The following is a 23,919-nucleotide window of genomic DNA, read 5'->3' as shown; positions in this document are numbered from 1 at the left end:
GTATCATGTCAATCATTAAAACAAAAGTTGGAAGACGAGCATTTCTAAAAACCTCAGCTGCTGCTGGGGGCGGATTGATGATTAGCTTCAGCTGGTTAGCCTCGTGTACACCTGGCCAGACGAAAGAAGAAATTCTGGCCATGCCAGATGAGTGGTTTGACCTGAACGGTTACATTAAAATTGGCAATAATGGTGTAGTAACCATCTTCTCACCAAACCCCGAAATTGGTCAGAATGTAATGACATCTATGCCGATGATTGTGGCTGAGGAATTAGATGTGGATTGGAAAAAAGTGATTGTGGAGCAAGGCAAACTGGATGAAGACGCATTCAAGAACCCCCAGTTTGCCGGAGGAAGTCTCTCCATCATGCTCGGATGGAATGCCTTGAGAATGGCTGGAGCGGCAGGTAAACGAATGCTCATGGAAGCAACCGCTAAAGAATGGCAGGTAACCTTGGCAGATCTGACTGCAACTGAAGGTGTAATCAAAGAAGTTAACGGCACGCGAACTATTGGTTACGGTGAGATTGCATCAAAAGCTGTGGGGATCGAGGTGCCTGAAGAATTGGAACTGAAGGAACCTAAGGATTATAAAATCATAGGTACACACAAAAAGAATGTGGAGGGTCCCAAAATCGTAACTGGTAAGCCACTATTTGGACTGGACTTCCAAAAAGAAGGAATGAAACTGGCCATGATCCATCATCCCCCGGCGTTTGGGATGAAAATCAAAGACTTCAACCGGGATGAGATCATTGCGATGAATGGTGTGGTGGACGCATTTACAATTGACACTACCACTGAAGAACCCGTTTGGGCAGAAGTGAATTCATTCAATACATTGATCGCCATCGTTGGTGATTCTACCTGGGAATTAATGAACGCTAAAAAAGCCTTGAGGGTATCATATGATACCATAAGCAATCTTGAGAGCTCTGACATGCACACGAGGCGACTTCAGGAGGATCTGCTGAAAGGGGAGGTGACAGAAAGCCGGGTGGACGGTGATTCTGAGGTAGCATTTGCTACGGCGGCCAAGGTTATTGAGCGTACTTATTCTTCCCCGTTCATTCCACATAATACCCTGGAGCCAATGAACTTTTACGCGGATGTTAAGGAGAATTCTGCGTTATTGATTGGGCCAACTCAAACGCCGAAAACACTGGAAGAAACGACCTCTAAATTGTTAGGAATACCTGTCGAAAATATTGAAGTAGAAATGACTCGTATAGGTGGTGGTTTCGGAAAGCGTCTGTATGTCCATTTTGGCTTAGAAGCTGCGGCCATATCCAAAAAGTTTGGCGGCCCCATCAAGATGATCTACACCCGCGAGGATGACATGACGCAGGGTACCTATCGGCCTGCTTACCTGGCTACTTACAAAGCAGGGCTGGATGAAAACAACAACCTGGTAGCTCTTTCGGTGAAAGGTGTGGGCTTACCGGAAAGTCCGGTATTCCCAAATAGATTTCCTGCCGGTGCAGTTGAAAACTATTCCGCAGAAAAGATAGCCTCTAAGACCAATATTTCCACTGGAGCCTGGCGAGCTCCGCGCTCCCATTTTACAGCGGGTGCTGAACAATCTTTTTTGGATGAGGTTGCTGAATTAGCTGGTAAAGACCCCATCGAGTTTAGACTGGAGCTCTTCGAGCGTGCTAAGAATAATCCGGTCGGTGAAAAATACGATTACGATCCGGATCGATATGCGGGTGTTCTCAAATTAGTGAAAGACAAATGCGACTGGGGACAGGAGACACCGGGTGTGCATCGGGGAATTGCGGCTTACTTCTGTCACAACTCCTATGTAGCAGAAGTAATAGACATCACCATGGCCAATGGCCAGCCTACAGTCCAAAAGGTTTGGTGTGCGGTAGACTGCGGGATTGTGATCAATAGGGAAGGTGCCATAAACATGATTGAAGGGGGTGTGGTAGATGGAATAGGTCACGCCCTGTACAGCGAAATAAAGTTTGAAGATGGCACTCCTACATCCAGCAACTTCAACACCTACCAGTTGATTCGCCACGCTCAGGCACCTAAGGAGATCGAAGTGTTCTTTGTGGAGAATGAGATCGACCCTACTGGTCTTGGTGAACCCGGTTTACCACCAGCAGTTGGTGCATTGGCCAATGCTCTGTACAAAGCTACCGGTCAGCGGTATTACCACCAGCCATTTATGACCGAGTCGGCTCAGCTGGTTAATAGAATTTAGAAATCAAAATAAAAATGCTTAAAACCTCAACCGGAAGTAGGTTATTACGGTCCGGTTGAGGTTTTTATGCGAGTCAAAGATGATGAGAGAGCCCTGGCGTAAGAAGAAATGATTTCATTCATTCCTGATTAAAATCATTTTTTCATAAAACAAACCAGCTTTTTTATGACAGAATAAAAGCTTTAATTCCTGCTCAAACCACCCTTTCAAATGGTATTATGAGCAGCGTTATCAGAAAAATCCTGGGGCCGGCATCAAAATATAACAAGTCCCTTCCTTTTACCTACGAAGCAAGGATAGATACACTGGAAGGACAGACTGATGAGCCCGTCCTTGCCTACATCTACTCGGACACTCTGTGTGGGGTAGTGGAATATCTTGATAAAGAAGACATATCCCCGAAAGATGTGAAATTATATGCGGTGTACCAGGACCGGGAGGTTAACATTGATCCCGCTCCCCTGTTGACAGCCGACCAAAAGTGGCTAAGGCGTCCTCTGCTTTGCAGGTCTCTGGAGGAGCATTATAAGGAAACACTGGACATCCGCTACAAAGGTCACCAGGAAAAAGGAGATTGTTCTTTTACCGATCGTAACCGAAAAGTAATCTGAGAGCGGTTTCAATGGTGAATTATGTAAAAGCAGCCAGGCTACTGTCGGAGAAGAAAAACAAAACGGAATAGCCACACTTCCACTCTATTGGTACAAGTCAATGTTAATATGGTCAGTATCGATAATTTTAAACTTTAGGCCATCGCCACTGAAAACTTCATTATTTTGGGTTTTACCAATCGTTCAAAATCAGGATATTGCATTTGGATCAGCTCGGTGTGTGATCCGGCATTAAAGGCAATTTCATGATCGCCTACAAGGCTGTCAGCTACGTAGACATCCAGGTCATAGAGGTTGCCAAAGGGCGGCATGGCTCCTGTCTCGCAGGAAGGAAACTTATCTTTGAATTCCTTTTCATCAGCAAGCCAGACATTGACCACACCAATGGCATCTTGCAACAACTCAAAATCGATCCGCGAATCTGCCGGTAAAACGACCATGGCCATTTTCCCGTCTGCCATTACTATCACCGTTTTAGCAAGGTTATGGCCCTTTATGTGGGCAGAAGCTGCTATTTTCTGAGAGGTAAACGCCTTTGAGTGACTGATAACTACGTATTCCACATCGTTATTGTCCAGGTATTTTCTTAATTTTTCCAGTACCATGTCAGTGCATTTTAAGTGAGACCATCTTTCTATATAAGTTAACGATATTATCTGAGGGTTGTCAACCATCAAAGGCAGATTTCGAGGTGACTTTAGTCAGGACTTTCCGGTTTTTCAGATATCAGCAATAACCCCGGATTATGGAAGGCGTGGAATTTACTTTTGGGTGCAAATTAATTAAGGGCTTGCGGGCAACTTCCTTCAGGCATTTCCGTCCTTCGATTAGGGCTTGTCTCGTGTGTCCCATGAAAGAAAAAATGGTCTATGCAGCCTACTGTATTGCAGGTAAGATCGATGTGTCTGGTTATAGATCCAGACACCCTGAAAACCTGGTTTCAGCTGGTTCTTCCGAATTATATTATCAGCTCAATCCCTCACAGTATATTTATATTCAGGGATATGGAGCTGTAGTATTTTCAGGTATGAGCTCTGTTGAGATCCGGGAACATCTGGAACGCCTTGCATTTTTTGCTATTCAGCGCAAAAAGACATTTACGGAAGACGATCTGGAAGTGTGTATGGTGGATAACCAGGATCAGCTGGAGCTAAGCTTCGATACCCTTACGCTGGGTCGTTTTGATCATGCGGTCAACAAGTTGATCATGATGCACCTTGCGCAGTCCGTGGCACTGGATCACTTCAACGGGTTGATCCAGGGTATCTTAAGTGAGATCAAAGAATACACTAATTGCATGCAGAATCATGGAAAACTCAAACTCGGACACCGGCAGGCTCTTAAGTTTATAGGAAAAGCCCTGAACGCAAAAAACAACATAGCCGAAAACCTTTACATCCTGGACAGTCCCGACACCACGTGGGACGATGAATACCTGGATCGTCTGCACGTGACCCTCTTGCGCTACTTTGAGCTGGTACAGCGATACAAAGAATTTGATAACACCCTGAAAATTATCGAGGATAACCTGTCTGTATACATTTCCTACTATCACCACCGGGAAAGTAGTCGCCTGGAATGGATCATCATCATACTCATCGTCATTGAAGTGCTCGATACGTTCGCCGGTAAGCTAGGGTGGTGACCTTGATTGGTAGTCTGTGAAGCGTGATCTCAATATAGTTTTCAAAGTTCCTACAATGTGATGTATTGGTCATCGATGTATTATTGATCACCTGCTTCATGTCGGTGTTGTTACCGACGAAGACCAGTAATGCATCACTCCATTGGCGCAGAACTTAGAGGCTATTTCTGGAGAATCAATTCCCAACTATATCTCTGCTAAAGCCACGATGTAGTTATGACCGTATTTCTTTGCACATTTAGGGCATGTGGTATAGTAAAAATAGTATTTCTTCGCTTCTTTTTTGATAGACTTTAGATACCTGTTTGTTTCCTTTATATATTCCGGTACTTTATGATACGGTCCATCGAAAACCTTGCTGATAAAAGAACCACTCAGGTACACATTGTTTTCATCGGGGATCTCTTTCTTGATGGACATGAATAGTTCGCCTTTAAATGGAGAAGGATCATAAGCCAGCAGCAAGAAATCTTTGAGGTCAGGCGCTGCGCCCGCATTTTCTGCTTTTTTCCACATCCTGGTAATTACCCGTTTATAGGTGCCGGGAAGTGGAATGTGAAATACCTCAGGCACAGAATCCTTGAGGAACAGTTTCCTGTTCCATTCGTGCCTGGTTTCCTCCCAGGGTTCCGGGTTAAACTCCGGACAACAAATATCAGCCTCTGCCACTTCCCTGGTTGCTTCTGTTACAGTTTCCATATCCGTATGATTAGGAGCAGAACTTATAAAATAATCTGCTCATTACCCATGACAAAAGTTATTCATCGATAGGATTTTTGTTATCCCTGATCCTTGTTCAGCGCGGGATAAGTGACCTCTAACCAAATGGTATTAATTCTAACTTATCAAGTTATGCTGAATGATCATAGTGAAGTATGGTTTGATGCAAAAGGGCGCTGGTGGGGGTTATAGAAAAATTTATCAAACCCATACTCCCTTACTGCTTAAATGCAACTTGAAGTAGTACTAAAAATACTGTACAATCCATTTAGCCGATCAACCGGAACCTTTTGCAGTTGAGGCAAACTTTATTTTTGACCTGAGAGTTATGTAGTTGTTATGCAATTCAATTGCATATTAACTATTTTTGCAATATGAAATACAGTGAGTTAAAACAGAGTCTTAAGAACCATAAATTGCGGATCACCGATTGCCGTATGGATGTGCTGGAGCATTTTCAGCAACAAAATAAAGCGCTTTCTTTTAAAGACCTGGAAGATAAATTTCATGAGTATGATCGTGTGACGCTTTACCGCACCCTGCACTCATTTACTGAAAACGGATTGTTGCATAAAATTCCCGGAGATAGTGGTTCTGCTACTTATGGCTTGTGTGCAGACTGTGATGTGGAAGCTCACCACCATAACCACATGCATTTCAAATGCAACCATTGCGGCACTACCGAATGCATCAATGAACCGATCAACATCCCCAAAATAGCTTTACCCCGAAACTACAAGATGGTAGATGTGGATGTGATTATTAACGGGGTTTGCGGGCAATGCAACGCTAACTGATATATGCGGTATTTCATTCTGGTGTTATTCGTGGCTGTGTGTTGGGTTGCCTCTGCGCAGAGCATATTGTCGGGAAAGGTGATTGACCCTTCAGGAGAGCCCCTGATTGGAGCTAGTGTGATCATTCATGAGTTGGAGAAGGGGATGACCACTGATCTTGATGGCCGGTTTGAGTTCACAGATATGCTAGCGGCCAATTACCATCTGCATATAAGTTACATTGGTTATGAGGCCAAAACGATCGTAGCTAAGGCTAATGGAGGCTCTGAGATCACCATCACCCTGGAGCCAACTTCCCTGGAACTAAGCGAGATCGTTGTAGAGTCCAATCACTACAAAACCGGCCCGAAAGAGCATACCCTTTCTATGGAGATCATTGATCTCGAATACCTCAAAAAGAACAGAAAAGGTACCCTGGTCAATTCTCTGGAAGACCTGCCCGGAGTGAACGCCATCAATACAGGCGTGGGCATCTCAAAACCCGTGATCCGGGGGATGAGCTTTAACCGGGTGATTGTCAATGACAAGGGTGTGAAGCAGGAAGGCCAGCAGTGGGGAACCGATCATGGCCTGGAAATTGACATGTTTGAACCGGGACGCGTAGAGGTGGTGAAAGGTCCCAGCTCGTTGATGTATGGCTCTGATGGACTGGGCGGTGTTCTGAATATTTTTCCACCTCCGCTCCCTGACCCAGGTGTACACAAAGGCGCCGTACAAGCTATTTACAAAACAAATAATCAGTCCATAAGTACCTCCACTTCCCTGGAAGGGAATTTTGATGATAAAGTATATCGATTGCGATTCAGCACGCAGGACTTTGGTGACTATAGAGTACCTGCAGAGAGCTTTAATTACAATGGTTTTAACCTCCCGCTTTACGATCAGCAGCTGAAGAACACAGCTGGTAACGAACGTAATTTAACTGCCATGGTGGGCTTAAAGAAGAACTGGGGATATTCAACACTCACCGTCAGCAATTTTCATCAAAAGGCAGGGTTCTTTGTAGGGGCAATAGGTATTCCGCGGGCTTACCAGCTGACACCTGATGGCGATGACAGGGACATTGACCTGCCGCGTCAGGTGATCAACCACTTCAAGGTGATCTCTAACAGCAATATCCTTCTGGGAAAAAACTGGCTCGAACTGGACCTGGGATATCAAAACAACTATCGGCAGGAACAATCCAATCCGCATGCCCATGGTAAAGGGCCCCGACCCCAGGGCACTCAGGCACATGCGCTCCGACTTCAAACGTATAGTATCAATGCCCGGTATTTCATTCATTTATCAGACCGTCACTCCAGGATCATAGGTCTTCAGGGCCAGCAGCAGATCAATACCCGGTCCGGTTTTGAGTTTCTGCTCCCCGAATTCACGAGCTCCTCTTTGGGAGGCTTTGTTTTCGAAGAGTTTAATTTTGGAGATCAGCTGACCACCACTGCGGGTCTTAGATTTGATTATGCCAACAGGCAGATCTCTGCTTACCGCGAACCTATATACAGTGATGAAACGACCATAGAACGCTACTATGAGCGAAATAGTGAAATTAACTCAGACTTCTATAATTTCTCCGGAGCTCTAGGGCTAAGCTATTATCCCAGTAAGGCTTTTAACGCCAAGTGGAACCTCGGAACGAGCTTTAAAGTCCCTACGGCTTCAGAACTGTCTATGAACGGCATACATCACGGGACGTTTCGTCACGAGGTAGGGGACAGTACACTAACGTCCGAACGCGGATTGCAGGGAGATCTGAGTTTGAGCTATCAAAAAGCTAATATCAGCCTGATTGCTACGCCTTTCATATCCTGGTTCAGCGACTTTATATATCTGGCCCCGACTGCCCGGTTTTCTTCCAGTATGGATCCGGATTCATTTCCGGAAGGAGGTCAGGTTTTTCAATACCGCCAGCACGATGCATTTTTTGCCGGAGGAGAGTTTGCCGCAGAGTATCACCCAATAGACCCGCTCCATCTTCGGGTAGCTTATGAGTATGTTTATAATTATAACCTTGATACAAGGCTTCCCCTGCCGTTTACTCCGCCCGGATCGATATTATCAGAAATTCACTATGAAATACCAGTAAAATCCAGATGGGTAGAGGAAATCAATATGGGATTGAGCTACAAAAAAACATTTGATCAAAACAGGGTGGATCGCAACGAACGCACAACACCGGGTTATCACCTGTTGGGATTTAATACGGGAACCCATCTTAAGTTCAGCCGATTCGAAGCGGATTTAATCTTCTCCGTTCAGAATCTCACAAACGCCAGGTATTTCAATCACCTGAGCCGCTACAGGCTTCTTAACCTACCGGAGCAGGGACGAAATTTTGTCGTTTCTTTAAACATCCCTTTTGCAATTAAGTAACTATTATTTTATAATTGCAATATTATTGCATTTAAAAAGGTACACATGAAAAACTCAATTTTAAGCTTAGCATTAATTTCAATGTTGTTTTTAGGGGCCTGTGAAGGGGACGATGATCCGGTGGACATTACAGCTCCTACCATCACTTTAGAAGAGCCGGGTTATGGGGAGATGTTTGCTGCCGGAGGCACCATGCATTTCGATGCGCTCTTTGAAGATGATGAAGCCCTGGCAACATTCAATATCAATATTCATAACAATTTTGACGGTCACAGTCATGGAAGGGTAGCGGTAACGCCATTTACCTTTGATCAGAGCTATACACTGACCGGAAAGGCGGATGATGTACAGGAGGATATAGCAATAGATGCGAATGCCACTGCCGGTCCTTATGACTTAGTGGTAAAGGCGATCGATGCTGCTGGTAACTCCACTACGTTTGCTGATGGCTCCTCTAAGCTATTAGAGATATGGATCACCAATGAAGAGATGGCCCACGTGCACTTTGAAGATGCAAATGGTGCCGAAGTGGCAGCCTATGAGGGAGTGGTAGGGGAGCCTTTGATGTTTTATGGTGAAGTGGAAGATGAGGTAGGAGCCCTGGAGCATGTGATCATCATAGTAGGTCACCTGGAAGCGGCGGGAGAGCATGACCATGAAAGTGGAAGGGTGCTACAGGAAGATGAGCATGTTTTTGAGGAAGAATTTGAAGTGCAGGGAGAAACTTCCGTATTGATCCAGGATCTACTGGCAGATGCCAGCATCGTGGTAAGCCAGGGTGACCTGGATGAGCTGGAAGCAGGAGAACACTTATACCTGATCGTACTTGCAGAGGATGAAGATGGAAACATATCAAGACATTCCATTGAGATCCATTTTGACTGAGTAGATTGGAAGACATATTGAATTAAGTTTAGGGAGGGTGTCTCAAAAGGGTAAACGTATTCGGGTACCTACCTGAGAAAATTCTCTTCTACAAAAAACTAGAGGCCGTTCAAAATGCTTTTGAGACGGCCTCTTTTTTTTTACTTTTTTTTACACGCTCAAAATATCGACTCTGGCTGCACTGTCCTTAATTTCGGAAAAGTTCTCTTGCTAACCGGTATCATTTGATCAAATGAAGCCTTTATTAATTAAGGAATAGATAAAGAAGACCAAACCATATATCGTAAGAAAGATGCAAACTGCAAACTATACAAATGAGGATAGCCAGCAAGTAGCTGAATGTGCAAAAAAGATCCTGGGGCACCTTGAAAGGAACATGGACTTAAACTGGGAACACCCTGAGCTTGTAGACCGAATATCAGGAATGCATAGATACATCAGAGTAAATTTCGTCCTGGGTTTAGCAAACTATTCCCGGACCCGTTCTCACAGGCTTTCCGGGTCTTTGACACTGTAACCTTATCTTTAAAGAGTTTCCAGCTCTTCTTCGGGGAGCGTGGCTATCTAGTTAGGGAAAAGGAGAGTTTTTGTTGTCAGTATTTCTTGAATAAGGACGCTGGATAGCCTGGTCGGGAGTGACATACCCCTCTAAAATGTTTCAGTCTTTGTCATCTCCAAATTTGAAGTCTCATTATCTCGAATAAAGATTAATCCTACTTTGTCAAGTTCGCCTTTTTTACCTTGGATCCCTGAAGGGAAAGGCGAAAAAATCAATTTGGCTCCCTTTAGGGTAGGGGTGAACCAAATTGATTTTTATAACTTGACAAAGTAGGATTATCACGGATTTTCTTTATTCCTTTCAGCTCTTTGCCCGTCCTTGATTCCCATAGGTGGGTATCTTATCGAAAAAAATAAATTCTTTCACAATGCCTGACTGTTTTTTTAAATGCTTCATCCTGCATTGGCGGGTGCACAAATGCCATTTCACCAAAATTCTATGTATGTTTATGGATCACATTTTCCATGGACTAACCTATCCCTGATCATGACAAAAAAGATTTCTGATTTCATTGAAGTAAAGAACCCCAGAGTATCGGGCCGATACTCAAAAGGAAAAGTGGCCATGGGTCATTTTGTACAGGATTACATCGATCAAAAAATAGATATCAATACCGATCTTCATGAGCTGATAAGCCTCAGAGGAGAGGTCTTTACTTACAACTACATTGCCCATCATTATTATTTCTTTCTGTCGCGACTGATACCCGAAGTGGTTATTCATTCTAAAAAACAGGACGAGCGTATTGTCCGCAATCACTACGACAACAAAAACGATCTGTTTAGTTGGTTTTTAGGCCCTAAGATGATCTATACCAGCTGCTACTTCACAGATCCTAATGAGAGCCTGGAGCAGGCACAGGAAAACAAAATGAATATTGTAGCTCAGAAAATGCAGCTCAAACCCGGTGAGGAAGTATTGGACATTGGCTGTGGATGGGGGACGCTTGTAGCTCATATGGCCAAGTATTACGGAGTGGATGCCACGGGAGTCACCATCGCTCAGGCAGGGGCCGATTGGGGCATGCGTCAGATCAGGGAGTATGGGGTAGAAGATCGGGCCAGGATCTGGACGAAAGATTATCGGGACATCCCAAAAGACAAGAAGTACAACAAAGTATTTTGCCTGGAGATGGCCGAGCATGTGGGGATCAAGTACTTTAAAAAATTTATGAGACAATGCTACGATCTGCTGGATGATGATGGATTGTTTTACCTGCAGATAGCGGGTCTCCGCGACAGGCCGCATTTGTTTAGTAAGAAAAACCGCGAAGACCTGGTTTGGGGTCTTTTTATGAGTGAGTACATCTTCTCCGGAGCAGATGCAAGTATGCCCCTCAACTGGGACCTCACCCGTCTTGAGAAAGTAGGCTTTGAAATACACTCTGTTGAAAACATTGGAAATCACTATTCCATCACGATCAATCACTGGTACAAAAACTGGCTGTCAAACAAAGAGAAGGTTTTGGAGAAGTATGGAGAAAAGACTTTCCGTATCTACGAGATCTTTTTGGCCTGGTCTGTGCTCATAGGCCGCCATGGAGGCTCCTCGGCGTACCAGATCGTGTGTCATAAAAACAGGGATTACTTTGACAGAATGAGGTTTATCGGGGCTGCCAACCTGGGGGAACACGATCAGTTCAGGAAAACGGCTGAATTGAAAGTTTGATCTGGTGAGCTGACTCGTAAAAAAGCCAACTATTTTTGCGCTCTTTTTCCTTCATACTGTGTTAAAATTTTCTGCCATAACCCTGCTATGCCCTCAAATTTTGTCCCGGCGGGGAACCGCGTGTCTACGCGACCCGGTCTGAAGAAAAAATAACATCAAAAAATTCAGTCACCTTTCTTACAAATCATCACACTGGTGAGTTGCTCTGGTGAATATCAGCGGCTTTTAATTCTATTTAAAACTATGGGTTGAAAACATAAAATCTAAAGAGTAGCCATCTGACGACTATTTCCGCTATGGCAGAGTCGTCTGACGGCTCTCTAAGAGTTATCAAAAACCTCCTTACAGTAGGTGCCTACTGTTTTACTTTTTGGCTGATTTATAAGCCTCTACAAGCTGGATCGCACATTCTTTTGCGACAATGTCCCGCATGGCCATCAGCTTTTCTTTGCCATTTTCCTGCATGTCATCTATATAAAATTTGAGACGGTCATCTTTTAGTCCACTGTAGCCCTCAATAGTCTTCCATATCCGGATGTTGCCATCCTTTTTATAAATGCGCATTTCCACACCCAGATTCAGTGAATATTGTTTCCATTTAGCCGGTGAGTAGGTAGCGGTCCAGGCCATTAGGTTTACAATCAGCTCTACGATGTAGTCGGTATCTACACCTTCATATTTTGACAGGTCTTTGAGTTCGCGGGGCATTTGAAATTCAAAGGGTTCTTCCACCAGCTCAATGTTAGCCATCAATCCTTCAGCACGCATAAGGCTGTCTACATAGTACTGGACCAGCTTATTGGGGTAGTAATGATACTTATCCACGCTATCGGCCAGGTCTGATTTGGTCAGGTTTGCCACGATCCCTTCGCCCACTGCACTTTTGGGTGTCATAAAGTGAAGCGGTGGTGCATTAAACCGGTAAAGCCTGACTTTTGCGGTTTTCAGGTTTTCTTTTTCTTCCGGTGTGAGCTTGCCCTTCTTCTGGGCCACAGCCGAGAAGGATGCGGTCATGATGACCATTAATACACATAGCCATTGTGTTGAAAAATACTGTTTCATTAAACTTAAGTTTGGTTATAGATTAAAAATTAGGCAAAATAAGAAAACCCAAAGTCTTTAACTAACGATTTGTTTACAAAAAACGGAGTAGTAGGAGGCGTGCGAAATAACTACTCGTTAGCGGTAAAACAAAGTTTTCGGCAGTATTTTGCCGGATTAAAGCATTTTTTAGTTTTCATAACCGGATTGGTTATACGGTATTTTATCCTCCTGAATTATATCGTGATACTATATCTTGAATGTCCAGATCAGAAGGCTTTTTGTTTTTAACCTCAGATGCTAATTCCTCATTATCTGAAATCAGATGAATTAAGCGTTCTTTCTGTCGCTTTATTTTATATAAGTTAAGGTTCTGTGCGCCTTTGCTTAATATCCAGGAGCCATGACCATTTACCATGTTGAGCCCTATGGGCCCGATCCCTATACCCGTACTTGTAGTACTGGTACATTGATGAAGGTACAGATTGATTTTCCCAACTTCGATTACCTTGACGAAATCCCGCTCAAAGACCGGAGCTGAATTGTTTATTGTGATATTGTATTTAATGGTAAAACTATCGGATTCAATTACAAATCCCTTTACATCATCCTTTGCCTTGATGGGCGTTGATTCCGGAGTAAATTTGAATTTAACTTTGCTAGGTTTACTTTTCCAGATTGACCAGGAGCCCACTGAATACTTTACATATCCATTTAAAATGCGGTTATTATCCAGGATCAAGTACCCCCTCTTATAGCCCTTGTTTTGAGCATTGATATTTGAAATTGTAACGATCAATAAGAAAAAAAACAGAACTGCTTTTGACTTCATGTGTATAATGTTTATCGTGATTTTTCTCCTTAAATCATGGATCAGGTAGGCTTAACCTTATCGGGTTTCCTCATGACCATTATCTTTTACTACACTCATGCCCAAATAAGATTTCAGCTTAAACTGACCGACCTTGTCTTTAAGCGTTTCCACAATCCTCGAAACCTCCTGAGTACGTTGCGTATACTCGGTCATTCCGGTAGAAAGCTCCGAAGATGAACTTGCGATCTCTTCCGTACCGGCTGCCGTCTGCTCGGATATGACCACTACACTTTCTATGATGTCCACTACGCTGCTGATGTCTGATGTTTGGTGCTTTGTAGCCTCTACGATCAGTTCTGAAAGTTTATGGGTTCGAGCGTATGATGCTGCCAGCTCTTCGAATGAAGCAGAGGCATCCCTGGAGGCTTCTTCCCCGCCTTTTATGCTGGAACTCATTTCTCCTATAAGCTTGGTGGTTGACCTGATGGCGCTTTGGACATCAGCCACCATTATTTCAATCTCCTTGACGGACTTACTTGATCCCTCGGAAAGCTTGCGGATCTCTTCTGCCACCACTGCAAAACCTTTCCCTGCTTCTCCGGCTTTTGCGGCTTCAATCGCAGCGTTCAGAGCCAACAGGTTGGTTTGATCAGCAATACCATTGATGATGTTCAGCACTCGCGAGATCTCCGCAGACCGCTGAGCGAGTATCTCGATGGATTCATTTGTGTCCCGGGAGTAAGACAGTATATTCTGCATGCTGCCACCCACGCGACCAATGAGCTCCTTACCGCGATCACTGTGTTCTACTCCTTCGATTGCAGCCTGATTGATCGAGTCGGCCTGTTTAGCCATTTCGTTGGAGAAGTGAAGTATTCCTTCCAGCAGATTAGAGGACTCATCAATTCGTTTTACCTGATTTTGGGCACCGCGACTTATCTCCCCAATGGAAGAAGCAATCTCCCCGGAACTTACGTTCATTTCTTCGCTGGAGGTCAACATGTCCTGGGAAGAATGCCTTATGACATCAGTCTGTGAAATGATCTCACTCAGCAATTCTGAAAGATTGTTTAACGCCTCATTGAGATTTTCGGTGAGCCGCTTAATATCTCCACTGGCTTCTTCTGTATATCTCATGCTAAGATCACTTTGAGCCATGGCATTTACGATCTCATTGATGAAATTGAACGGCAGTAAAATGGACTCAAAAAGTTTGTTTATAGATTCTCCAAGTTCCCTCCATTCCCCGGATTTGTTTTCAAGATCAATCCTTGCCGAGAAATTCCCGGATTCCACCGCTTCTTTGATCACGTAATTGGTATCTTCAATGGCCAGTTGCAGGCTGTTTTGCTGGAGCTTCAGTTCCTCATTTTGTTCGATGACTTGCTCCGTAGCCTCTTTCACCCTGGCCTCAAGCTCTGCCTTTTGCGCTTTGATCATATTGGATCTCCACTTGTAGACGGTGACTCCAGCAGTGATCAGAAAGATTGCAACGACCATCCTAAACCACCAGGTGGCCCACCAGGGAGGTGTAATGACCACCTTTAAGGAACGACCGGCTTCATTCCAGTAACCATCGTTATTGGAACCCACCACCTTGAAGGTATACTCCCCGGGATCGAGATTGGTAAACGTTGCTTTGCGCTCAGTCCCGGTGCGTACCCACTCTTCCTGTAAGCCTTCCATTATATACTTGTATTGATTGCTTTCCGATTCCCGGTAGTTCAGCGCCGTAAATTCCAGTGAGATAAAATTTTGCGTATGATCCAGGACCAATTCATCAGTGAAAAGTATGTCCTGTTGGAGGATTTCATTTTCTCCGATAGCTACATCCTCGCTGTATAGTTTGAACCCTGTGATATACACGGGTGGAATAAAATCATTTTCCTTTATGTGAGCCGGATCAAAAATATTTAGCCCATTCGTTCCACCAAAAAGCAGTTTGCCATTCCTCAGTTTAAGAAATGACCACCGGTTAAACTGATCCCCCTGCAGGCCATTGTTTTTGGTGTAATTCTTAAAGGTTCCCTTATCCGGGTTAAACTTCGATAGCCCCTTGTTTGTACTCAGCCAGAGGTTTTGATCATTGTCTTCCAGGATTCCCACAATACCTTCGTTTGGCAGGCCATCAGCCTCTGTAAACACGGTAAATACATCCTTTTCTCTGTCATACAGGTTTAATCCGCCACCGCCGGTACCCACCCATAAGCGCCTTTGTGAATCTTCATAGATGGAGTAAATACCATTGGTCGACAGCCCCCTTCTTCCACCGGCTGGTATTTTGGTAAATTTTTCCCGGGTCTTGTCAAATAAATACAACCCCTCATCTTCTGTGCCCAACCAAAACAGGCCAGTATGATCCTGTGTCATGTAAACGATCGGTGAATTTGGCAAAGCGTTGGGATCATTCGCCCGGCCTTCATATTGGGTGAAATCATCGGTTTCCGGATGATACCTGGAGATCCCATTGCCCCAGGTGGCTACCCATAACACCCCATCCTGATCGATGAAGAGGTCAAATATGCTATTGTCGCTTAAACTTCGGGGATTATCCGGGTCATGCAGGTAACGCGTAAACCGATTGGTAGCGGGATTAAATTTGATAATACCACCGCGCCAGGTGCCCGACCAAACATTCCCATCCTGATCTACCTCCACACACAGCACTTTGTCTGTCGACAGGCTATTTGCATTGTCCGGATCATGCTGATAGTGAGTAAACTTGCCCGTCTGCGGGTTGTATTTGTTCAAACCGGACCCATCCACACCTATCCAAATGTTGCCAAAAGCATCTTCGTCCATACCCTGTACATTATCACCGCTGATGCTGTTAGTTTTACTGGCCTGCTTTAAATGGTCGAAACCATATTTGCCTTTGTCATGAATGTTCATTCCCCCATACCGTGTGCCTACCAGCATCCGGTCATTCCTGTCAAAGTACACATCGGTAATGATGTTGCTGTTGAGGCTAAAATCGTCGGATTGATCCTGGACATACCTCGTGAATTCCCCGGTGTTTTCATCCAGCCGGCATAGTCCTCCATCATTTGACACCCAAATGGTTCCATCTTTTCCCTGGCTCGTATTATAGACATAAGGTAAAGGTAATTTCGTCGGATCCATGAGATCAGGGTAAAACCTGATAAACTGATCCCGGTATTGATCATATTTTATGAGACCGGCGTCAAATGTCCCAAGCCAAACGTTGTTATCTTTATCTACAAAGACACTCATGATCTGATCACTGCTGGGCGAATTAGAATTATTTGGATCATAGTGATAGTTGGTGAACCGATCCGTTTTCGGATCAAAGCGGCTGATGCCCCCCATTGTGCCTATCCAGAGGATGCCATCATTATCCTCATAGATGCTCTTTACAAAATTATCCACCAACGTATTGTTTTTGGCCGGATCGTGGTGGTAGTTGATAAAGTTGTTGGTTTTTCTGTCATAAAGACTCAAACCTTCATTGGTGCAAACCCAAACATTATTTTGACTATCTACATATACGGTAGACACTGTGCTATGGGCGAGTGATTGCGGATGGTCATCCGAATGGAAGAATCTCGTAACCGTATTGGTTTTCTGGTCCAGCCGGTTCAGGCCCTCTCTTGTCCCTACCCAAATATATCCCAGCTGATCCTCAGCTATGGATGATACAATGTTGCTGGAAAGGCTGGTCGAATCACCCTTTTTGTTTTTGTAAATAGTAAAGGTATACCCGTTATACTTATTGAGCCCATCTTCGGTAGCAACCCATATAAATCCTTGCTTATCCTGTTTGATATCCCAAACATTTCCCTGGGACAGCCCTTCATTTACTGATAAATGATCAAATTTTACCTGCTGGCCACTTGCTGTATATACAGCGGAAACGAAGAAAAGTATATTGAAGCTCTTGCGAATAAATGTTAGCATCTTGTTTGGATGTGTTAAGTCAGTACATTAAAATATTATTTCCTCACATAAAATATCCCCTCGATTTTTTAGAGTAGAATTAACAATGCTAGTTCATTATGAATAATTGAAGGTTTCAGAAATGACTTCATTTGGTGTAAGAATTGTTTGGTTGCTTCCTTAAACCGAAAAAATAACACCGGATCCGGGGTTATTCTGAGGATTTATAGTAGTGTGACAGCACTTGCCCGGCTCCAGCCAATAGGGAGAAATAGCCATCTGCAGGTCAGAAATGAACTAATCCTGCTCCAGGACATAGCGTTCCTTTAAAGTCATCCTGAAAGGATCTATCACATTCTGAAGACTAATGAACATAGATTCCTGCGGAATGACCCTCGAGGAGGGCCTATTCTCTACTCTACTCAGAGCACTCGCTCGGCTCCAGCCGAGTGAGTCATATTTTAGAGCTTTTAGCTACTCCAAGGTCTGTGGCTCACAGACCTTGTGATATTCCGGCCTGAGAGCCACAGGCCGGGGGATTGGGTAGCCTGGAGCCGGGCGATTGTGGGGGACAGTAAAGGTTTATTTCGATTTCCTTTTACAATTAAAGTAAAGTTAATATTTTTGAGCTTCCCTAACTATGGCGGTTAGAGATGATAAAAAAGGTGGGCGGGTATTTATATCCGCCCATTTTTTATTTTTCCCCATACCGCACCCTTCAGTTAGCTCATTTCACTTGACAGTATTCCTGAATGAGTAACCCATCTATTATTTAAAGATTTAGCCGTCTGACGGCTATATCCGTGGTGAAAGAGTCTTCCGACGGCTCCTTACCAGTCGCTCGGCTTGGTGTGACCGACCAGGTGTGACCGACCAGGTGTGGCCGACCAGGTGTGGCCGACCAGGCCGAGTGACTCATATGGCCGAGGCCTCTGGCCGTGTTTGAAATGTAAAACTTTACATTTACAACATGTCCGAATTGAGAAAAGCTAATACCGACCACTCTTATTTTATTATCATGTCCATAGTGGGCTGGATCGATTTGTTTACCAACCCTCATTTATGATAATATCAGCTACCGATGACATATTTGCAAAACATGCTATATTTCAGAGTTTTACAATTTTCATCATCAGTCATTTTGTGACCCGTCTAACTTAATCATCAACACAACCCTTGTCTCCAACGCTTTCACTTAAAGTAGTGTCATTGATAACAGATGATATGATTGATATGATCATGAAATCAACATTAAAAATTCTCTGGCCAAAAGCTAATTATATACACATGAAAGCAAACTTTCCTTACATTTTTATCATTGCACTTTTGATAGGTGGTGCCAGCTGTGAAGAATCCCCTGAAAACGAAACCCAATGCAGCACGTATGCCGTAGTTGAAGACTGGACGGACCTGGATGGCTGTGGGTACCTGCTCCGACTCGAAAATGGCGAATATCTGGATCCGGTCTTGCGGCTGTGGTGTGGTACTCCACCACTGCCGGAAGGAGACGATGATCCTATGAGAAACTTCACCCTGGAAGACGGCATGCAAGTGCTGGTCGACTATGAAGTAGCTGAAGACGTGGCAACCATCTGCATGAAAGGTACTCCCGTGACCATCAAGTGCATCCAGGAAGTAGAACCTCAGCTCGGTGACTGAATAACCTGCCTTACCGGAAAAGCAAAACTCAAATCCGCACCGAATATGAGGTAATGAACCCGCTTGCAAGCGGACTAGTCACTGAGGAGACTTCCTGGAAATACAGCAGTTCCGGAGTATTTTCACCCTTGAAGCTTACAGAAGGTGGAGAGGTGCAGTAGGTCGGGTGTGGCCGACCAGGCCGCGTAGGCCGGGCCGCGTAGGCGGAGGCCAAAAATCACAGGATAAGGGTCACTCGGCTGGAGCCGAGCGACTGGGTGAGGTGCCCAGTCCAGTGGGTCTTTCATTGTCAGCGTTCATCCTGGAAGCATTTCCTTCGGGAATGATTTTCCGATTTTGATATACAAGGTTTAGTCGCATGATGCCAGGTAATACCCTTCTCCAGTCGGCCCACCTAGCCGGTTGTATCTGGCCGGCCACACAAAAATGAAATCACACTCAGCTTCTTACTTCCAGCCTCTAACATCTGTCAGCTTTTTCTCCTCAACCTCCACCTCACAAACGCAATCCCAACAAAACCTGCAAATACTGCTGTGATCAACCACAGGGCATAATGATTCACCCGGGATTCAACCCACATTTCATAATCCTGGGCAAAATAATAGGCGGGCTCCACAGTCCACATCGCCCCCTTCTCATCATGTTTTTTACCCAGATAGCCATTGGTAGCTATTGGTTTACCGGGCATTTGGATTTCCATATCATAGATGGTGTTTGACTATGGTGAAAACACCCCATTTTGGGTATTCGGTTTTAAGCGTTAAAAACTATCCGGTAACCAAATCCATCCTTAGCTGATGGTTCTATAAACCCTTCGATTTGCATTACCAGATTCTTGACCAGCGAAAGTCCTAGAGAGCTTGTAGATTCAAATTTAAAACCTTTACCGGGACCTTTTCCCGTATCTCTATAGTTAAGACAAAATGTTGACTTGCCGGTTTGATGGCAATGAATGATGATGCTTCCCTGGTGGTTTTCAAACGCGTATTTTATGCTGTTAGTAATCAATTCGTTTAAGATTAGGCCAAATGGGACCAACTTGTCTATGGCCAACCGTATATCAGAAATATCTGTCTCAAATGATATATTATTTGTTGAATAGCTGGCCTTAAAATATTTGATAAGTTCATCAATGTAGGTTTTAAATGTGATCTCCGCCAGGTTCTCTGTCTGATATAATTGCTCATGAATTAAGGACATTGTTTGTATTCGATCCTGACTCAATTTCAACAATTCACCGGCTTCTTTTCCTTCTGCAAAATGATTTTGCAGATTGAGTAGGCTGGCCACAATTTGCAGATTATTTTTTACCCGATGATGGATTTCTTTCAACAGGACTTCCCTATCATTGAGTACGCTCCGGATTTCTGCATTTTTTTCCTTTAGCAGATGTGTTGTTTTATTTGACACTCTAATATACCTATATAATATACCTACAATAATCAGCATGAGCAGAAATCCTCCCAGCCACATCTGAGTATACAGCTTCTGTCTTTGATTTCTTGATTCTTTAAGTTCATTTTCTGCATTTAACAGCTTAATTTCCTGATCTTTTTGAGCCAGATCATACTTATTTTGCAATTCAGCTATTAGGCTTGAATTCTCCAGATTCAAGATTGAATCTTCATAGATCTTGTGTAATTGATAAGTTTTGTAAGCGCTCTCAAAATCGTTAAGATTTGCATAGATCTTTGCTTTTATTCTATATAGTTCTGCAAGCTGTGTTACTGATCCCAGCTTATATGCCATATCTTCCTCTGTATAGGTTTTTGCTAACACCGGGTTGACATCAGACAGGTAATTGGCTAACTTTAGTGAGGTACCAACAATAGATTCCCTTTCGCCCAATTCCTGTTGGATTTTGAGAGCTGCCTGCTGGTAAAACATTGCTGAATCAATGTTTTGTTTACTATAGAAATATTCTCCCAGGTTATTGTATGCAAATGAAAGGCCCCTGCGATCGTTTAATTTTTTCCTAATAGAAATTGATTTTCTCAGGTACCCGAGACCCGCATCAATGTTGTTTTGCTTACTATAAATGCCGAATAGGTTATTATAAGTTCTGGCAATACCGATTGAATCTCCTAAACTTCTTTTTTTATCTATGGATTTAAGCAGATAATCCACGGCGGTACTTAAGTCATTTTGATGATCATACAAGGCTCCAAGATTGTTATATAGCATAGCTACTTCCCTCTCAAGATTGAGCGTCTCACAAATCTTCAAGGATTCCAGGTACCATTCAATTGCTTTGTGATGTTTGCCCTGGCTCAAAAAAACGTTCCCAATGTTTAAGGCATTTTGTCCCATACTCGTCGAATCCTTCAATGCGGTATTAATCTCATAGGAGACATTGTAGAAATACAGGGAGCTGTCATATTCTCCCATAAAAAAAAATATACGTCCCAGGTTATTGTTACTCATCCTGTAAAATTGATTTTCCGGGAAGGATTTCAGTCGCTTGATACAGCTGAAAAAACCTTTCTTCGCCTCCGAATACTGATTTTTATCCAATAGAGATTTTGCCTGGTAGAATTGATCCTTTACTTCCAGTAGAGTAATGCTATCCGGTGATTTATCATCTTGCAAATAATCCACATCTTTTGCCTCGATTTCCCAGACAAACAATAGTGGAATTAGTGAAAATAGCTTTAAACTTATTCTCATGATACGCTAGCATTGGTCTTCAATTTTAGTATAATATTGATTAATAAAAAATGATATTGGTATTTGTAGCAGATATGCCTTATTTGGTGTGCCCTGGACACGTGACCTGTCTATTTTATAGAAAATAGCCGTCTGACTACTATCTCCTTGATGAAAGAGTCGTTTGACGTCCTGAAAAGTTCACAGACCTTACAGGTTTCGATTTGTTTACCAGAGAGCGTTATTGTGAGATCATTATAGATAGCCTTAAATATTGTATGGCTAAAAAGGGGACTAAAACTTTTTGAGTATGTCATCATGCCTAGCCACATCCATTTAATAGCTCAACATTTAGACTGCAAACTGCCTGGCATTATGCTGGATTTTAAAAGTTTTACGGCCAAAGAATTTTTAAAAGCCATTGAAGAGCATGGTGAAAGCCGACGTGAGTGGCTGATGTGCATGTTTCGCTATTTTGCTAAAGGAACGAGGCAAAACAAGGAATGTGTGATATGGGCAAAAACAAGTCATCCGATAGAGTTGAATTCTCCGGAAATTTATGAGCAAAAAGCCGAATATGTGGTAATGAACCCGGTGGCAAGCGGACCAGTAACTGAGGAGACTTCCTGGAAGTACAGCAGTTCCGGAGTATTTTCACCCTTTAGGCTTACCGAAGGAGGTGAAGTGCTGTAGGTCGGGTGTGGCCGACCAGGCCGCGTAGGTCGAGCCGCGTAGGTCGGGCTCTGGGTCGGAGGCCAAAAATCACAGGATAAGGGTCACTCGGCAAAGCCGAGCGACTGGGTGAGGTTAGAGATGATAAAAAAGGTGGGCGGGTATTTATATCCGCCCATTTTTTATTTTTCCCCATACCGCACCCTTCAGTTAGCTCATTTCATTTGACAGTATTCCTGAATGGGTAACCCATCTATTATTTAAAGATTTAGCCGTCTGACGGCTTTCATTAAAGCAAGTGATTTTTAGTCAAGGCATGACTTATTGTTTTTTTGAAGACTAGCCACCAGGCCCCTTAGCTTTACTTTTTACTGACCTGATTTCCAGTTTAAGACAAACCAGATCAACAGTGAAAGCACATAGATGAAAAATCCATAGATAATAGTGATCATGGCTACCTTCAGCCCGCCTACCATCAGACTCAAGGAAACATCCCCCGCTTTCTCAATAGCGTCAAAAGCAGAAAACAGGTCGAGGCTTGTGGCCAGTATCCCGCTCACCAAAGCAAGTAATCCGGTTTCTTTGATTAGGGCCAGCTTACGAGGTGTTGCATCATTTGTTTTCTTTGAAAAAACAGTCCATCCATTGACAACCGCCAATGCCAGCACCGCTACTGCAATTAATGTAAGAATACCCATAAATAATGGACCTCCCTTATAATATAACTCTACCATAACTTTAAAATTTTGTTTTTTTAACTATGGCGTAAAGTTACCAATGCATGCTCCGGAATTATAGGTTATATCCGGTGATAAAGTGGTTGTTAATCGCTTTTTGATACAAAATCCGGAGAAATTCAGGAGATTAGCAGAGGACTCAGCGATAAAAAAATGATTAGACAATCACGACAAATTGTATTTTGGTTATTAACCTTTTTGTTTCTTAATATTCTTTTTGGCCAAAGATGGGATAGCCATATTGATGCGTTTTATTTTACGGTCATGCTGATGCCAATAGCCATCGCGACTTCCTATTTTTTCAACTACTTTCTGGTTCCCAGGTACCTTTTTCATCAGCAGCTTTCCCGTTTTATACTTTATACTGTTTACACCATTGTTATTTCCGTCTTTTTGTCTGAAGTAGTAGTAGTTTTCTCATTTGTGATCCTGGCCAATTTAAAGTGGGATAAAATGGACCCTTTCGTTAAGGATGTATTGCAGCTGGATATAGTGATCTATTTTATTGTATTTCTATTTTCTCTGATTCACTTACTACAATCCAATCTCAGGCATAAGGAAAAGATCTATCAGCTGACTGAGGCTATGGAGACAAATCTCAGGAAAAAAATCAATGTCAAGTCAAACCGCCAAACTATTTCTATCCCCCTTGATGACATTCTCTACATTGAGAGCCTGGCTGATTATGTGAAGATCATCACCACAACCGACATTATAACTACCCGGGAAAAAATAAGCCAGTTAGAAAAGCGGTTACCTGATTGGTTTATCAGGTGTCATCGTTCCTTCCTGTTTAATCATAATCGGGTTCAAAAATTTGGATATGATTATGTTGCTGTCCAAAATGGAAAATTGCCAATAGGCCGAAAATTCAGAGAAAATGTACTGGCTGAACTCAAAAAAGATTGATATAGCCCTATACCCTGCACCACAAAAAAAGAAGTAAAAACCTTATGATATTCCGGCCTGTGAGACTCAGACCGGG

19 protein-coding genes are annotated in these 23,919 nt (G+C 43.4%); 11 read left to right on the top strand and 8 right to left on the bottom strand.

What is annotated here, in order from left to right:
• The first annotated feature begins 5 nt into the window (after positions 1 to 5).
• Positions 6 to 2,213: a xanthine dehydrogenase family protein molybdopterin-binding subunit gene (locus tag AC3E9V_RS18675; protein ID WP_488749672.1), complete on the top strand. Its 2,208-nt coding sequence runs from the start codon at positions 6 to 8 to the stop codon at positions 2,211 to 2,213.
• A gap of 218 nt (positions 2,214 to 2,431) precedes the next feature.
• Complete coding sequence (locus tag AC3E9V_RS18670) at positions 2,432 to 2,824, top strand: hypothetical protein (RefSeq protein ID WP_488749671.1); 393 nt, start codon at positions 2,432 to 2,434, stop codon at positions 2,822 to 2,824.
• A gap of 134 nt (positions 2,825 to 2,958) precedes the next feature.
• On the opposite strand, the gene AC3E9V_RS18665 is transcribed toward AC3E9V_RS18670, so the two are convergent.
• Positions 2,959 to 3,429, bottom strand: a complete 471-nt coding sequence (locus AC3E9V_RS18665; protein WP_488749670.1) for an aminoacyl-tRNA deacylase — start codon at positions 3,427 to 3,429, stop codon at positions 2,959 to 2,961.
• Positions 3,430 to 3,674: 245 nt separating this feature from the next.
• On the opposite strand from AC3E9V_RS18665, the gene AC3E9V_RS18660 reads away from it, so the two are divergent.
• Entirely contained in the window at positions 3,675 to 4,469 is a 795-nt protein-coding gene (locus AC3E9V_RS18660) for an RMD1 family protein (protein ID WP_488749669.1), read from the top strand.
• Positions 4,470 to 4,655: 186 nt separating this feature from the next.
• On the opposite strand, the gene AC3E9V_RS18655 is transcribed toward AC3E9V_RS18660, so the two are convergent.
• Positions 4,656 to 5,168 carry a hydrolase gene (locus AC3E9V_RS18655; RefSeq protein ID WP_488749668.1) on the bottom strand — a complete coding sequence of 171 codons (513 nt, stop codon included), beginning with the start codon at positions 5,166 to 5,168 and terminating at the stop codon, positions 4,656 to 4,658.
• 395 nt (positions 5,169 to 5,563) lie between these two features.
• Here AC3E9V_RS18655 and AC3E9V_RS18650 point away from each other — a divergent pair, with 395 nt between their 5' ends.
• From AC3E9V_RS18650 to AC3E9V_RS18630, 5 genes are all read left to right on the top strand, one after another.
• Positions 5,564 to 5,986, top strand: a complete 423-nt coding sequence (locus AC3E9V_RS18650; RefSeq protein ID WP_488749667.1) for a Fur family transcriptional regulator — start codon at positions 5,564 to 5,566, stop codon at positions 5,984 to 5,986.
• Positions 5,987 to 5,989: 3 nt separating this feature from the next.
• Positions 5,990 to 8,356: a TonB-dependent receptor gene (locus tag AC3E9V_RS18645; RefSeq protein ID WP_488749666.1), complete on the top strand. Its 2,367-nt coding sequence runs from the start codon at positions 5,990 to 5,992 to the stop codon at positions 8,354 to 8,356.
• Between the two features lie 45 nt (positions 8,357 to 8,401).
• The gene (locus AC3E9V_RS18640; RefSeq protein WP_488749665.1) at positions 8,402 to 9,241 is read left to right on the top strand and encodes a DUF4625 domain-containing protein; all 840 of its coding nucleotides are present in this window, start codon (positions 8,402 to 8,404) and stop codon (positions 9,239 to 9,241) included.
• A 292-nt stretch (positions 9,242 to 9,533) separates the two neighbouring features.
• Entirely contained in the window at positions 9,534 to 9,758 is a 225-nt protein-coding gene (locus tag AC3E9V_RS18635) for a hypothetical protein (protein ID WP_488749664.1), read from the top strand.
• Positions 9,759 to 10,286: 528 nt separating this feature from the next.
• Entirely contained in the window at positions 10,287 to 11,468 is a 1,182-nt protein-coding gene (locus tag AC3E9V_RS18630) for an SAM-dependent methyltransferase (RefSeq protein WP_488749663.1), read from the top strand.
• A 363-nt stretch (positions 11,469 to 11,831) separates the two neighbouring features.
• Here AC3E9V_RS18630 and AC3E9V_RS18625 read toward each other — a convergent pair whose 3' ends face one another.
• The 3 genes from AC3E9V_RS18625 to AC3E9V_RS18615 all read right to left on the bottom strand — a co-directional run bounded on the left by AC3E9V_RS18625 (position 11,832) and on the right by AC3E9V_RS18615 (position 17,241).
• Positions 11,832 to 12,530 (bottom strand): hypothetical protein, encoded by a 699-nt coding sequence (locus tag AC3E9V_RS18625; protein ID WP_488749662.1) that lies wholly within the window; start codon positions 12,528 to 12,530, stop codon positions 11,832 to 11,834.
• Between the two features lie 202 nt (positions 12,531 to 12,732).
• The gene (locus AC3E9V_RS18620; RefSeq protein WP_488749661.1) at positions 12,733 to 13,341 is read right to left on the bottom strand and encodes a hypothetical protein; all 609 of its coding nucleotides are present in this window, start codon (positions 13,339 to 13,341) and stop codon (positions 12,733 to 12,735) included.
• A gap of 57 nt (positions 13,342 to 13,398) precedes the next feature.
• A complete protein-coding gene (locus tag AC3E9V_RS18615; RefSeq protein ID WP_488749660.1) occupies positions 13,399 to 17,241 on the bottom strand; it encodes a two-component regulator propeller domain-containing protein in 3,843 nt (1,280 codons plus the stop codon).
• 1,266 nt (positions 17,242 to 18,507) lie between these two features.
• Between AC3E9V_RS18615 and AC3E9V_RS18610 the strand changes: the two genes are divergently transcribed.
• Positions 18,508 to 18,879: a hypothetical protein gene (locus AC3E9V_RS18610; protein WP_488749659.1), complete on the top strand. Its 372-nt coding sequence runs from the start codon at positions 18,508 to 18,510 to the stop codon at positions 18,877 to 18,879.
• A gap of 469 nt (positions 18,880 to 19,348) precedes the next feature.
• On the opposite strand, the gene AC3E9V_RS18605 is transcribed toward AC3E9V_RS18610, so the two are convergent.
• Both AC3E9V_RS18605 and AC3E9V_RS18600 read right to left on the bottom strand, forming a co-directional pair.
• A complete protein-coding gene (locus AC3E9V_RS18605) occupies positions 19,349 to 19,579 on the bottom strand; it encodes a hypothetical protein (protein ID WP_488749658.1) in 231 nt (76 codons plus the stop codon).
• 53 nt (positions 19,580 to 19,632) lie between these two features.
• Positions 19,633 to 21,546, bottom strand: a complete 1,914-nt coding sequence (locus AC3E9V_RS18600; protein ID WP_488749657.1) for a histidine kinase dimerization/phosphoacceptor domain -containing protein — start codon at positions 21,544 to 21,546, stop codon at positions 19,633 to 19,635.
• Positions 21,547 to 21,900: 354 nt separating this feature from the next.
• Here AC3E9V_RS18600 and AC3E9V_RS18595 point away from each other — a divergent pair, with 354 nt between their 5' ends.
• Positions 21,901 to 22,218, top strand: coding sequence for a hypothetical protein (locus tag AC3E9V_RS18595; RefSeq protein ID WP_488749656.1), 318 nt, complete (start codon positions 21,901 to 21,903; stop codon positions 22,216 to 22,218).
• 347 nt (positions 22,219 to 22,565) lie between these two features.
• On the opposite strand, the gene AC3E9V_RS18590 is transcribed toward AC3E9V_RS18595, so the two are convergent.
• Positions 22,566 to 22,931, bottom strand: coding sequence for a MotA/TolQ/ExbB proton channel family protein (locus tag AC3E9V_RS18590; protein ID WP_488749655.1), 366 nt, complete (start codon positions 22,929 to 22,931; stop codon positions 22,566 to 22,568).
• 156 nt (positions 22,932 to 23,087) lie between these two features.
• Between AC3E9V_RS18590 and AC3E9V_RS18585 the strand changes: the two genes are divergently transcribed.
• Complete coding sequence (locus AC3E9V_RS18585) at positions 23,088 to 23,843, top strand: LytR/AlgR family response regulator transcription factor (RefSeq protein WP_488749654.1); 756 nt, start codon at positions 23,088 to 23,090, stop codon at positions 23,841 to 23,843.
• Positions 23,844 to 23,919 lie beyond the last annotated feature (76 nt).

The sequence above is a fragment of the Marinoscillum sp. HNIBRBA16962 genome (assembly GCF_057801515.1).
The sequence above is the reverse complement of the archived record's forward strand: the minus strand, read 5'-3'. Positions and strand labels throughout refer to the sequence as shown.

Bases quoted from the DNA above. Each gene is read 5' to 3' on its own strand.
- AC3E9V_RS18665 (WP_488749670.1), bottom strand. From the start codon at position 3,429: ATGGTACTGGAAAAATTAAGAAAATACCTGGACAATAACGATGTGGAA.
- AC3E9V_RS18615 (WP_488749660.1), bottom strand. From the start codon at position 17,241: ATGCTAACATTTATTCGCAAGAGCTTCAATATACTTTTCTTCGTTTCC.
- AC3E9V_RS18625 (WP_488749662.1), bottom strand. From the start codon at position 12,530: ATGAAACAGTATTTTTCAACACAATGGCTATGTGTATTAATGGTCATC.
- AC3E9V_RS18610 (WP_488749659.1), top strand. From the start codon at position 18,508: ATGAAAGCAAACTTTCCTTACATTTTTATCATTGCACTTTTGATAGGT.
- AC3E9V_RS18605 (WP_488749658.1), bottom strand. From the start codon at position 19,579: ATGGAAATCCAAATGCCCGGTAAACCAATAGCTACCAATGGCTATCTG.
- AC3E9V_RS18650 (WP_488749667.1), top strand. From the start codon at position 5,564: ATGAAATACAGTGAGTTAAAACAGAGTCTTAAGAACCATAAATTGCGG.
- AC3E9V_RS18600 (WP_488749657.1), bottom strand. From the start codon at position 21,546: ATGAGAATAAGTTTAAAGCTATTTTCACTAATTCCACTATTGTTTGTC.
- AC3E9V_RS18585 (WP_488749654.1), top strand. From the start codon at position 23,088: ATGATTAGACAATCACGACAAATTGTATTTTGGTTATTAACCTTTTTG.
- AC3E9V_RS18655 (WP_488749668.1), bottom strand. From the start codon at position 5,168: ATGGAAACTGTAACAGAAGCAACCAGGGAAGTGGCAGAGGCTGATATT.
- AC3E9V_RS18660 (WP_488749669.1), top strand. From the start codon at position 3,675: ATGAAAGAAAAAATGGTCTATGCAGCCTACTGTATTGCAGGTAAGATC.
- AC3E9V_RS18675 (WP_488749672.1), top strand. From the start codon at position 6: ATGTCAATCATTAAAACAAAAGTTGGAAGACGAGCATTTCTAAAAACC.
- AC3E9V_RS18645 (WP_488749666.1), top strand. From the start codon at position 5,990: ATGCGGTATTTCATTCTGGTGTTATTCGTGGCTGTGTGTTGGGTTGCC.
- AC3E9V_RS18635 (WP_488749664.1), top strand. From the start codon at position 9,534: ATGCAAACTGCAAACTATACAAATGAGGATAGCCAGCAAGTAGCTGAA.
- AC3E9V_RS18620 (WP_488749661.1), bottom strand. From the start codon at position 13,341: ATGAAGTCAAAAGCAGTTCTGTTTTTTTTCTTATTGATCGTTACAATT.
- AC3E9V_RS18670 (WP_488749671.1), top strand. From the start codon at position 2,432: ATGAGCAGCGTTATCAGAAAAATCCTGGGGCCGGCATCAAAATATAAC.
- AC3E9V_RS18590 (WP_488749655.1), bottom strand. From the start codon at position 22,931: ATGGTAGAGTTATATTATAAGGGAGGTCCATTATTTATGGGTATTCTT.
- AC3E9V_RS18630 (WP_488749663.1), top strand. From the start codon at position 10,287: ATGACAAAAAAGATTTCTGATTTCATTGAAGTAAAGAACCCCAGAGTA.
- AC3E9V_RS18595 (WP_488749656.1), top strand. From the start codon at position 21,901: ATGCTGGATTTTAAAAGTTTTACGGCCAAAGAATTTTTAAAAGCCATT.
- AC3E9V_RS18640 (WP_488749665.1), top strand. From the start codon at position 8,402: ATGAAAAACTCAATTTTAAGCTTAGCATTAATTTCAATGTTGTTTTTA.